This window comes from Paenibacillus selenitireducens (genome assembly GCF_002021565.1).
GTDB lineage: Bacteria > Bacillota > Bacilli > Paenibacillales > Paenibacillaceae > Paenibacillus_K > Paenibacillus_K selenitireducens.
On record NZ_MSZX01000004.1, the window covers coordinates 173,170 to 185,587 of the forward strand.

General features: G+C 42.6%; 12 protein-coding genes. 10 read left to right on the plus strand and 2 right to left on the minus strand.

Translation table 11 applies throughout. From position 1 onward, the window contains the following. The first annotated feature begins 14 nt into the window (after positions 1–14). On the plus strand, positions 15–1,349 hold the full coding sequence (locus tag BVG16_RS11245) for an extracellular solute-binding protein (protein ID WP_158081669.1): 1,335 nt from the start codon (positions 15–17) through the stop codon (positions 1,347–1,349). Here the strand turns inward: BVG16_RS11245 and BVG16_RS11250 are convergent, their stop codons facing one another. Beyond that, a complete protein-coding gene (locus BVG16_RS11250; RefSeq protein WP_078498729.1) occupies positions 1,350–2,438 on the minus strand; it encodes a coiled-coil domain-containing protein in 1,089 nt (362 codons plus the stop codon). A gap of 100 nt (positions 2,439–2,538) precedes the next feature. Between BVG16_RS11250 and BVG16_RS11255 the strand changes: the two genes are divergently transcribed. Further along, the gene (locus BVG16_RS11255; protein WP_078498731.1) at positions 2,539–3,699 is read left to right on the plus strand and encodes a class I SAM-dependent methyltransferase; all 1,161 of its coding nucleotides are present in this window, start codon (positions 2,539–2,541) and stop codon (positions 3,697–3,699) included. A 65-nt stretch (positions 3,700–3,764) separates the two neighbouring features. Here the strand turns inward: BVG16_RS11255 and BVG16_RS11260 are convergent, their stop codons facing one another. Continuing rightward, a complete protein-coding gene (locus tag BVG16_RS11260) occupies positions 3,765–4,001 on the minus strand; it encodes a DUF2626 domain-containing protein (protein WP_078498733.1) in 237 nt (78 codons plus the stop codon). A 326-nt stretch (positions 4,002–4,327) separates the two neighbouring features. Between BVG16_RS11260 and BVG16_RS11265 the strand changes: the two genes are divergently transcribed. The 8 genes from BVG16_RS11265 to BVG16_RS11300 all read left to right on the plus strand — a co-directional run bounded on the left by BVG16_RS11265 (position 4,328) and on the right by BVG16_RS11300 (position 12,311). After that, a complete protein-coding gene (locus BVG16_RS11265) occupies positions 4,328–4,984 on the plus strand; it encodes an RsfA family transcriptional regulator (protein ID WP_078498734.1) in 657 nt (218 codons plus the stop codon). 128 nt (positions 4,985–5,112) lie between these two features. Beyond that, positions 5,113–6,060, plus strand: a complete 948-nt coding sequence (locus BVG16_RS11270; protein WP_158081670.1) for a ketopantoate reductase family protein — start codon at positions 5,113–5,115, stop codon at positions 6,058–6,060. A gap of 26 nt (positions 6,061–6,086) precedes the next feature. Next, complete coding sequence (locus BVG16_RS11275; protein WP_233147001.1) at positions 6,087–6,476, plus strand: DUF3397 domain-containing protein; 390 nt, start codon at positions 6,087–6,089, stop codon at positions 6,474–6,476. A gap of 90 nt (positions 6,477–6,566) precedes the next feature. Then, positions 6,567–8,252, plus strand: a complete 1,686-nt coding sequence (locus tag BVG16_RS11280; protein WP_078498738.1) for a peptide ABC transporter substrate-binding protein — start codon at positions 6,567–6,569, stop codon at positions 8,250–8,252. Between the two features lie 213 nt (positions 8,253–8,465). Continuing rightward, a complete protein-coding gene (locus BVG16_RS11285; RefSeq protein ID WP_078498740.1) occupies positions 8,466–9,398 on the plus strand; it encodes an ABC transporter permease in 933 nt (310 codons plus the stop codon). A gap of 2 nt (positions 9,399–9,400) precedes the next feature. Continuing rightward, positions 9,401–10,348: an ABC transporter permease gene (locus tag BVG16_RS11290; protein WP_198957449.1), complete on the plus strand. Its 948-nt coding sequence runs from the start codon at positions 9,401–9,403 to the stop codon at positions 10,346–10,348. An 11-nt stretch (positions 10,349–10,359) separates the two neighbouring features. Beyond that, positions 10,360–11,352 carry an ABC transporter ATP-binding protein gene (locus BVG16_RS11295; protein WP_078498742.1) on the plus strand — a complete coding sequence of 331 codons (993 nt, stop codon included), beginning with the start codon at positions 10,360–10,362 and terminating at the stop codon, positions 11,350–11,352. Beyond that, positions 11,349–12,311: an ABC transporter ATP-binding protein gene (locus BVG16_RS11300; protein ID WP_078498744.1), complete on the plus strand. Its 963-nt coding sequence runs from the start codon at positions 11,349–11,351 to the stop codon at positions 12,309–12,311. The genes BVG16_RS11295 and BVG16_RS11300 overlap by 4 nt, the downstream gene beginning before the upstream one ends. Positions 12,312–12,418 lie beyond the last annotated feature (107 nt).

The window sequence follows — 12,418 nt, forward strand, 5'->3', positions numbered from 1 at the left end:
GGGGAGGAGAAGTCATGCCTAAAAAAAGAAATACCATTGTCCTTGTCGTGATGCTCCTACTTATTCTTCTTCTATTAACCCCACTGAATGGAGTAGCTCCCACACACGTACAAGTAAAACCGGAAAGCGGTTCTAACTACGATTCTGCGGCCCCTAAAGGCGGTAATCCGTCACTTGGAGCAAAAAAGCTAGCGGTAGCCGTCAATTTGGAACCGAATCAATTTGACGCGTTACAGCGTTTAAATCAACAATATATGAGTGACCATCCTTTAGATGTAGACATCACGAATGTGAGATCTGCGTATGCCTATGAACAATTCGTGAAGCAGGCCAAGCTAGGAGATGCGGCGGATGTCATGCTCATCCCAAGCGAATGGGTGAATAAATTCGCTGTTTCGGGATTTATTCTTCCAGTAGACTCGTTTTTTTCCGGTGTTACAGCGTCAGAACCTATTAATATCGCCATGAACCAAGTTAAATGGAATGGGTACATTTGGGGGATTCCGAAGGAGATCGATCCTTATGTCTTAGTCTGGAATGACCGTCTATTACGTGAGTTGGAAATGGAACACATTCCGGCTGAAAAGGAAGGTTGGCTCAACTTAGAACGTCATCTTGTAAAATTTCCGAATCCGCCTTATATGTTGGGTGCTGATCTAGAGGATGGATATGAGATTCTATCATTGATGCGGAGAATAGGGGCGTCTAATGAAGCATTAACAAGCCTGGAGACGTTGAAGCCTTATCTGTATACCGCGAAAGGCAATTCGGATGTGATGTGGAATATGCTTGTAAAAGGCGAACTGCTCGCGATGGTAACGACGAATTCGCAATGGCTTATGCATCGGACATCTGATTTAAGTATGGAAGCCGTAAATATCGCAAGTGAGGCCAAGCCGTATTGGGTCCAAAGCCGAAGTTTCGTGATCTCAGCAGCGACGAATGTGGAGAAAGAAGCTAGGGAATGGATTCAAGCGATGACAACATCGAGTGCTCAAGAGTTGTATCGAGAAGAGACCAATACACTTCCTTCGCTTAAATTAATGTATACGATGTCTTCCGTTCCGGCGCTGCCTGAAAGATTGCGGCAAATGCTCATCAATAGAACGGATTTAGGTGTCGTGAACAAGCCGGGGAGGTATGAAGATATGATCACATTGGGAACGAAATTCGAGCAATTCAGTCATGCTATTGCACCTTTGCAATCGCTTACAGAATATTGGATACAAGTAGAGACAGAACAAGCGAAAGATAAATCCGCAACAGAAGATATTCCTAATCAAAAGGAGAAAGGGACATCATCCATCGATTCCTCGACAGGGATGACATCCCCTAATACTAATCCTTAATCATCGTGACAAATTCATTTTAAGTTTAACTTGCAAGACATGATCTTCAATCGATACATCGGTTGCTTGAATGAAGGATACAAGTTTCGCGGGGTAAAAGCCCAGATCGAATTCTTTCTCAAGTGCTTTGCGTGTCGTATCCGGCAGTTCTAATCCGTTAAAGACGAGATGATCAACATGGAATAGGATACAGTTTTCGGGCGTGTTTTCGACGGTATAATGTCCCTTGATTTCAACTTTGATGTTATTACGTTCACCTACAGCAACAAGCTGATCTGTCTCGAATCGGAAGGCGAAATTCTGGAACATCTCATTCTTATTCCGTAGGAACTGATTAAGATCATCTTCTTTTAAGGTAATGGTATAGTTGAGGCCGTTAATTACAAGACTGTCTTTGGTATTCTTAATGAGAGAAGGCAGATCCTGCATCGCATCGGCAAGTGCTCGGAAATAGGATCTTACCTCATACATACCGATATTCTGCCAGAAGCTTGTCAGTTCATCAATCAAGGCCTTTAATTTATCAGCGTCTGTACTATGTGCCAGTTGATTATTAACTTCACTTTGTAAGGCAAGTACTCTCGAGCGCTGTTCTTTCAAATTAGATAATACCGATGTGAGCTCATTTTGTTTCATGTGATAGTTCTGCTCTGTTTGTTCGAGCGCCTTGAACTCCGTTGCATAGGTATTCAGGATTTCATGGTCTCGCTCCATGATGATGGAATAAAAATCGAATACCATGAAAAATTTCTGAAGACTGTCTAATGAAAGTAAGGTTGTAAGCAGGGTGTTGCGATCTCCCATATAATAGGCACGCAGCACTTGGCCCGCTTGATCGCGTTTGCTCTCAATTTGCGCATTTTTTTCAGAGATTTTAGTTTTTAAATCATTAGTTTGCAAGGTCAAGGTTTGGATTTGTTGCTGTATTCGTTCAATCTCGTGATCGATCTCTACAATGGATAAGCTTTTCTCCAAAATTTGTCTTGTTTCTTCATCTGTTGGCTCTGCTTGAATCACGATCGGCTTGGTCGCCGTGATGAAGAGGGCGATCGTAAGCGTGCATGCGATCCAGCGAATCCAGTATTTCATAGGGTGTCCCCCTTAGCTTGGTCCATATAAATATATGATTGTGAAATGAAATCATGACGAATCTACATCACATTCACGTTGTCAGAAAGGATGTTCTCTCTTGTCTCATTATCTAGGAAGTGATTCATTAATTCAATATATTCGTGAAGAAATACAAGCGAGTCCCCAGGGGATGATATCTTTTCAAGCCTATATGGAGTCATGTTTGTATCATCCCTTGTACGGTTATTACATGAATGAAAGACCGAAGATTGGAAAAGAAGGAGACTTCTATACGAGTGCTGGAATTGGTTCCATCATGGGAGATATGTTAGCAGCATATATTGTGCGAATGATTGAACAAGAGGGATATGAAGCCAAGGTTAAGGACGGATCCATGATTCGAATCGTAGAATGGGGTGCTGGGACAGGTCAACTAGGGATACAAATCCTAGAAGCCTTAGAACGTAATTGGCCTGATCATACGGAGGTTATTACATATACGATAGTTGAGCAGAGCGAATATCATCGACTGAGAGCACAGCAAAACTTCAATGTAGCAGGGAAATATGCGGAATGGTGGACACCCGAGCAGTTTGAAGTGCATGCTCATGCAACACCTGTGATTCTACTAGCGAATGAATTATTGGATGCATTTCCCGTTGATCGGATTCGTCTGCATGCAAGGGATTCCGTCGAGAAATTCGAACAGCAGTATATCACTTGGAATGAGGAGAAGAATACATTTGAATCGGTGTGGTGTCCGGCTCAAAAGGATCTTGCGACTTATGTCCATCAATATATAGTAAACTCAGGTGTAGCTGTTGCACCGAATCAACAACTCGAAATCAATCGCGAAGGTCAAAAGTGGTTGGCGCAGGTTACAGGAGCTATGGGCCATGGACTTGTGATCGTCATTGATTATGGAGATGTTGCGGAAGAACTGATGGGGGCACATCGGATGTTAGGGACATTAGTGTGTTACCACCGGCATCAAGCTCATGACAATCCCCTCCTGCATGTAGGAGAACAAGATATCACTTCGCATGTGGATTTCTCGCTTCTGCGGCGGAATGGAGAAGGACATGGACTCGAGACGATGTTCTACGGAACGCAGAAACAATTTTTGATGGAAGCCGGTGTTCTAGAGCAATTGCAAGATCATTTCACCACAGATCCATTCGATGCGGTCTCTAGAAGAAATCGTGCAATCCGTCAATTGCTCCTAAGTGATCAGATGAGTGAGCTATTTAAAGTGTGGGTCGCTCGCAAAGAACGGTAACTTTCATAAATAAAAAAAACGATCGAGGCGAATCGCTTCGATCGTTTTTGGTATGTACTTCGAAATTAGAATGGTAAGCCCATTTTGAATACTGTCCAGTAGCTGAAACCTGTAAACGTCACGATCATATATCCCCAGAAAATCAGAATATAGGTTTTCTCCGTGAACTTCAGATAGCCTAACAGTACAAAAAATGCCGTTTGTAAGAAGAACAGCAGAGCCATCTCCATCATATCTCCGGCGAATGCCATGAGCCCAATCATCAGTGTGAAGAAGCCTAATACGCGAAACATGCGTGCCATATGTACATCCCCCTTTCACGCGCTAACCATAATTTTCTAGATTTATTATATCCTTTGGGTTGAAAAGTGTAAATCCCGCTTCGTGACGAATTAGCAAACTTTTCTTGTTATCGTGACAATTGTTATTGATTTTTATTCATTCCTCAAAAATAGGTATGAGCCCTACGCATTTTGGCAATACAAAATAGTAGAAAAAAGATTCTATGAACTCTACCAAGGGCATAGAGATGAAGTAAGCACATTTTTAACCCCGATACCTTATGGCGGATGCAGGTTGGCCGCTCTTATCGGTTTATTATTAGAATGTTGTTAGGAGGTTTTATTGCATGACTGCCATTAGACAGGATGCATGGAGCGCAGATGATGATTTGATTTTAGCAGAGGTAACGTTGCGCCACATACGCGAAGGAAGTACTCAATTAGCTGCATTTGAAGAAGTAGGAGAAAAAATCGGTAGAACCTCTGCGGCCTGCGGTTTCAGGTGGAACAGCTTTGTCCGTAAAAAGTATGAAACAGCGATTCAAAATGCAAAATCCCAGCGTCAAAAAAGGAATTATCTGAAGAAACAGCCGATCAGTTCTGCGGGAGCGCATGTGGCATCCCTATTGACACTCGAAGTTGCGGAAGATACAACCTTTAAACATGAAAGCATCAGCGAAGAGTCTATTTCGATTGATGCGGTTATTCGGTTTCTTCGCCAATGGAAAGGTGCCTATCAAGACGTAGGTCGCCAGATTAAAGCATTGGAAAGAGACGTACGTGATAAAGAAGAGGAACTCTTGTATTTGCGTAAAGAGAATGAACGTCTCTCGCGTGAAGTCAATGATGTCCAGACGGACTACCGTGTTGTCAATGATGATTACAAGGCGCTTATTCAAATTATGGATCGTGCACGTAGACTTGCTTTCTTGTCCGAGGAAGAGGAAGAGAATAAACCGCGATTCAAGATGGATGCCAACGGAAATTTAGAACGTATTGAATAGGGTATTGAAAGAATAACATGAAAATCTGAGTTGCACGTCGTTCTCGTGTACCGCTCAGGTTTTTTTGTGTTTTGTGCATCTTTTTGCTATAAGTATCTTAATAGTGGATGACGAAGGAGCTGGCAGCGTTGGATATACATATTGTAGGAGCAGGATCACTCGGATTGTTGTTTGGCAGTAAATTAGCTCAAGTTGGCGCGAATGTTACTATATATACGCGTACTTCTTCACAAGCAGTAGAATTGCAGGATCAAGGTTTATCTTTAATTACCGAGATGAATTTAGTCACGGAGAAGACTAGCGCGGTGAAGATAAGAGTATGGGACGAAATAGAAGATTCTTACTGCATCGAAGAGAATGCGTGGATACTTCTTACAATGAAGCAAAAAGATCTGACCGATGCATTTGCAAGGAAGCTGCAACACGTCCTTGGGGAGACGGGGCGGGTATGTTGTTTTCAAAATGGAGTTGGTCATGTACAGTTTTTGGAGCAGTATCTTCAACCTCAACAGATCTATACGGCGATCACGACGGAGGCTGCAAGAAGAGATGAAGGCGCCGTTGTTCGTCATACGGGACAAGGGGAAACTCGGATTGGACGAATGGGAGGACATGCCGAGGCGTCTGAACATGAAATTCATCTTATAAATTGGTTACAACGTGCAGGATTCAAGGCGTTCATGTCGAAAAATATCGATATGGATGTTTACAGGAAGCTGCTGATCAATGCCGTGATCAATCCACTTACAGCGATCATGAGAATCAAGAATGGCCAATTACTGGAGACATCAGAACGTGTGCAGTGTATGAGATGGTTATATGAAGAAACAATGTTCATCTACCGTGCGCATAACATCCCCGTAGAACAAAACCTCTGGGAACAGGTGAATCAAGTCTGTCGAAGCACTTCGGCCAATACGTCATCTATGCTGAAAGATATTCTTAATGGGACTGAAAGCGAAATTAAATGGATTAATGGAAGCTTATTGCGCATGGCAGATGATTTGGGCATCGATGCGCCAGTTAACCGAATGGTATACACGCTTGTGAAAGCAATGCATCAATCAAATACATAAGCAATAACAGGGGAGGAGCCGCAAGATTGCAAAATATCATTGGTTATATTTTACAGTACTTATCAGCATTACCCTTCATACCGTTTCTCGGCATATGGCTTATCTATGGGTTCGTATCAGGAGATAATAAGCGAGCTTTTCGGTTAGCCATGGATATTACAACACTCTTCTTAATTTTAGCAGTGGCATCTATGTATAATACGATCTTTGGCGGTAGCTTCGGTTTTTACTTGATATTATTGATATTACTAATTGCAGGCGGCTTGCTGGCGGGAGCTCAGAACCGAAAGAGAGGCAGAATAGATCCCCACAAATTAGTGAAAACTATTTGGCGACTTACATTTTTTGTCATGGTTCTTTTTTACCTTGTGTTCCTAATTATTGGGATCATTCGATATTCCATCCACAATGTTTGATAATTTTCTGTAAAAAAGACCTAGATTTTTTTGACCAGTGGATGTATACTTGTTTTCAATTACTTTAAATTTTTTTAGGGGGAGTCTAGTTTGACAAAAAGAAAAAGTTTACTTCTTATCCTTTCACTGATTGTTGTCCTCGGGACAGTGCTAGCTGGCTGTGGAAACAGTTCTAAGAACGAGTCTTCTACAGGAACAGAGCAAACGGGCTCCGGAGCAGAAACTGCAGTGAAAAAAGGCGGAACGTTCAAGATGAACTTGCATGCCGAGCCGCCTACTCTTGATCCTGCACTAGCACAAGACAATATTTCTGGTACAGTGCTTAACGCTTTGTATGCAGGTTTAGCAGATCTTGATGCTGACGGCAAACCACAACCAGCGGCAGCTGAAAGCTGGGATGTATCTGAAGACGGCAAGAAAATCACTTTCCATTTGCGCAAAGACGGTAAATGGAGCAATGGCGATCCTGTAACAGCACATGATTTCGAATATGCTTGGAAACATGTCTTGGATCCGAAAGCGCAACCTGCCGCTCCTTATGCTTATCAATTGTTCTATTTGAAAAACGCTGAGAACTACAACGCCGGTAAAGGCGACGCTGCTTCAGTTGGTGTAAAAGCAACTGACGATTACACATTAGAAGTTGAATTGGCAAATCCAACGCCTTACTTCATCAGCTTAACTTCATTCTACACTTTCTTGCCAGTTCATAAATCAGCTCAAACCAATCCAAAATGGGCTGCTGATGCGAACACAATCATTTCGAACGGTGCTTTCAAAATGACGGCATGGCAACATAACGGATCGATCGAGTTGGCGAAAAACGAAAACTACTTTGCACAAGACAAAGTAAACTTCGATAAAGTTAACTTGGCGATGATCGACAGCTCTGCAACAGAGTTGAGCATGTACCAAACGAACCAATTAGATTACTCCGGTGGTCCTACTGGTGAAATTCCAAGTGACCAAATTCCTACATTGCAAAAATCAATGCCGGATGAGTTCAAGATTCAACCGTACGCAAGTATTTACTACTATGTATTCAATAATAAAGCTGAACCGTTTGACAATGCAAAAATCCGTAAGGCATTTGCAATGTCAATCGACCGTAAACAAATCGTAGAAAAAGTAACCTTAGGTGGTCAGGTTCCTGCATACGGTTTTGTTACTCCAGGTGTTATGGGTGAGAACAAACAATTCCGTGAAGAGCATAGCGATACAGAATTGCTATCTGAAAATGTAGATGAAGCTAAGAAATTGCTTGCAGAAGGTATGGCTGAAAAAGGATACACAAAACTTCCTACCATTACTTTGATTCATAACCAAGGCGATGGACATAAAAAAGTTGCACAAGCAATTACAGATATGTGGAAACAAAACTTGGGTGTAGATGTGAAAATCGAATCCCAAGAGTGGGGCGTATTCTTGAAAAATCGTACGAATGGTAACTACCAAATCGCTCGTTCCGGATGGGGCGCGGACTACTCGGATCCAATGACATTCTTGGATATGTGGGTAACTAAAGCGGGTAACAACGATTCATTCTTCTCCAATGCAGAGTACGACAAATTGATCAATGAGGCAAAAGCGACTAACGATCAAAAAGTACGTATGGATAACTTTGCTAAAGCGGAGAAAATCCTAATGGGCGACAACCAAGCTGTATTGCCAATCTACTACTATACAAACGTTCGTCTTGTTAAACAGAATGTAAAAGATGTTTATATCGACTTTAGCGGAAATGTTCACTTCAACAACGCTTATTTCACAAAGTAACAGTCACCATAGAATCTAAGCAGTACTTGAAGTGAGGGTCAATTCGGGATATATGCGATCTCACATATATCCCGAATTTTTTTGAGCTAAACTATGTATCAGATTTCACAGATATTGGATAGGCGTACAACAGTTTGAAACGAGTACCGTCCCCTTAAACGACGGCCTGGTCGTTTCTATTGATCAAAAATCTAATGATATGGGGGTGCTCGCTTGGCACGTTATTTATTTAGTAAATTCTTTTACATGCTCGTTTCAATTTTTGTGCTCGCGACCGTAACTTTTCTACTTATGAAAGCAATTCCCGGCGATCCCTTTATGTCGGAGAAAGCAGTACCACCAGAGGTACAGGCGAAATTAATGGCTCAATATGGCTTGGACAAGCCGGTAATGGAGCAGTATGGTATCTATTTAAATAATATTATTCACGGAAATTTTGGTGTTTCCATGAAAATGCAAAACCAAGAAGTATCTAAAGTAGTAGCGGAATCTTTCAAATATTCGTTGCGTCTAGGTCTTGTATCGATTGTGGTTTCGGTCATTATCGGTGTTGGACTCGGGATGATTGCGGCGCTTAAACATCGTAAACTCATGGATAATGTAGCAATGGTACTTGCTGTAATCGGTATTTCGGTTCCAAGCTTCGTACTCGCATCCTTTATGCAATATTTATTAGGCGTTAAATGGATGGTGCTCCCTGTTGCTGGATTGGACGGGCCATTGACATATATCATGCCAGTGCTTGCAATGTCAGCGCTATCGATTGCATTTATTGCGCGTTTGACTCGTTCAAGCATGCTCGAAGTATTATCAGCAGATTATATCAAAACAGCAAGAGCAAAAGGTTTGAAAAATATTTCTATCTTATTCAAGCACGTTATTCGTAATGGTATTATTCCTGTTGTTACTTATTTGGGTCCATTGACTGCAAACGTTCTTACAGGATCCATCGTTATTGAGCAGATTTTCGGAATCAGCGGTTTGGGTAAAATTTTCGTGTACGTCATTACGAACCGTGACTATCCAATGATCATGGGTATCACGTTGTTCTACGGTATTATTCTTATGGTCGCGCGTTTCTTAACGGATCTTTCCTATGGATTAATTGATCCTCGTATTAAGTTAAACGCAGGGAAGGAGGGCTAATCGTGGCAGAAAATCACGTAACAAATGAAAAAATCAACAATTTGACTCCTGATGATTTTCGCCCCATTAGCCAGGATGAAAAAAATGCAGAGATTATACAGCGCGAAAGTTTGTCTGCATGGCGTGATGCTTGGGAGCGACTTCGTGAGAATAAATTAGCAATGTCAGGACTTGTTGTCCTTATTGTATTAATTCTTATGGCTATCGTTGGTCCTATGATTTCGAAATACGATTATTTCACCAACTATCTGGACAAAACGAATTTGCCACCTTCGGGTGAACATTGGTTCGGTACGGATGATCTCGGCCGTGACATGTTCGCGAGAACATGGATGGGTGCGCGTATTTCATTAACGGTCGGCTTTGCAGCCGCATTGTCTGATTTGATTATCGGTGTTCTTTATGGCGGCATTATGGGTTACGTCGGCGGAAGAACAGATAATATCATGAACAAATTCTCGGAAATTCTATATTCCATTCCTTATTTGCTCGTATGTATCCTATTGTTGGTTGTTATGGAACCAAGTCTATTTACAATCATCGTGGCTTTATCTATCACGGGATGGATTAATATGGCCTGGATTGTTCGTGGTCAAATCATGGGACTTAAGAATCAGGAGTATGTTCTTGCTTCTCGTTCCATGGGTGCAGGCGCAAGACGTATCTTGCTGCGCCACTTGATTCCGAATTCATTAAGCCCTATTATCGTAACACTTACGTTGACGGTTCCGTCAGCCATTTTCGCGGAGGCATTCTTAAGCTTCTTAGGTTTAGGGGTACAAGTGCCTGTAGCTTCATGGGGATCGATGATCAGTGATGCCTTGAATTCATGGACGATTTATCCTTGGAGAATGTTGTTCCCAGCTATCTTTATTAGTTTGACGATGTTATCGTTTAACTTATTAGGTGATGGCTTGCGCGATGCACTCGATCCAAAAATGAAAAAATAGGAGGTGTAGGTATGCAACCCATTTTGGAAGTGAAAAACTTAAATGTATCTTTTCACGTTCGCGGCGGAGAAGTAAAAGCGGTTCGCGGTGTGAATTTTCATGTTAATAAAGGGGAAGCTGTAGCTATTGTAGGTGAATCCGGCTGCGGAAAGAGTGTTACTGCACAGACGATTATGCGACTTCTTCCTACACCGCCCAGCTTCATTAAAGAAGGCAGCGTTATCTTTAATGGCGAAGACCTTCTTAAGAAATCCGAAAAAGAAATGGAGTCCATTCGCGGTAAAGATATCGGAATGATCTTCCAGGATCCAATGACATCGTTGAATCCTACCATTACAATCGGGAAGCAAATTACAGAAGGTTTGATCAAGCACCAGAACGTGTCCAAAAAGGACGCCTATGCTCGTGCAATTGAAATGTTAAATTTAGTTGGTATTCCGAATCCGGATGCCCGCTTTAGCCAATATCCGCATGAATTCTCAGGCGGTATGCGTCAACGGGCAATGATTGCGATTGCACTTGCTTGTAATCCTGCTTTGTTGATTGCCGACGAGCCGACAACAGCGCTTGACGTTACCATTCAAGCTCAAATTCTAGACGTGATGAAAGATTTGCAGAAACGTCTAGGCATTTCCATTATTCTAATTACGCATGACCTTGGGGTCGTTGCCGATATGTGTGACCGTGTGGTCGTTATGTATGCGGGTAAAGTCGTGGAGACAGGTACGAAATGGGAGATTTTCCAGAATCCTTCACATCCGTATACACGCGGCTTGCTGCGTTCGATGCCTCGTCTTGATCAGAGGAAAGATGAGCAATTGATTCCGATCCACGGAACACCGCCAGATTTAATTAAACCACCAGCAGGATGCGCATTCTGTGCACGTTGCGATGATGCGATGCGAATTTGCGAAACACAGGATCCGGCCATTACGCAGCTTAGTGAATCACATGCATCTCGTTGCTGGCTACTCCATCCGATGGCTAAGGAGGTGCGCGCATGAGTAATCAACAACCATTAGTTGAAGTCAATCAACTGACGAAGTTTTTCAATATTGGAAAAGGACAGACGTTGAAGGCTGTTAATAATATTAACTTTGGAATTCAACAAGGTGAGACCCTTGGTGTTGTAGGGGAGTCCGGTTGTGGAAAATCGACTGCAGGTCGTACCATTCTTCGACTGTATGAACCAACATCGGGTGAAGTACGTTTTAACGGTACCGATATATATAAATTAAACGGTTCTAAGCTCAAAGCGATGCGCCGTGAAATGCAGATGATCTTCCAAGATCCGTATGCGTCGTTGAATCCGCGTATGACGGTGTCCGATATTATCGGTGAACCGCTTCTGATTCATAATATGTCATCGAGCCGTGCGGAACGTAAAAAACGCGTTGAAGACTTGCTGGATATGGTTGGTCTGAATCCAGACCATGCTACTCGTTATCCGCATGAATTCTCTGGGGGTCAACGTCAACGTATCGGGATTGCACGAGCACTTGCGGTAAATCCGAAGTTCATCATCTGTGATGAGCCGATCTCAGCACTTGACGTATCCATTCAGGCACAGGTTGTTAACTTGCTTCAGGATCTACAGAAAGAGCTGGGTCTGACGTACTTGTTCATTGCCCATGACCTTTCCATGGTTAAGCATATCAGTGACCGCGTAGCCGTTATGTATTTAGGGAAAGTGGTTGAGCTTGCTAAAAGTGAAGAGCTCTATGCGAATCCTCAACATCCCTATACACGTGCATTGTTATCGGCTATTCCGGTTCCGGATCCTGCGGTCGAAGCGAATAAGGAGCGTATCGTGTTACAAGGCGATCTTCCAAGTCCGATCAACCCGCCTAGCGGTTGTCATTTCCGTACAAGATGTCCACTGGCAACAGAGAAGTGTGCTGCAGTTGAGCCGGAATTGTTAGAAACAAAAGACGGTCATTTTGCTGCTTGTCATTATATTTAAGCGTTGAATAGAGAGGTTGTTTATAGAAGCGGTTCCCGCGTCTGTAGACAGCCTTTTTTCTCATGTTACCTTTTGACGAAGTGCGAATCGTTGTGTACAATCAAAGA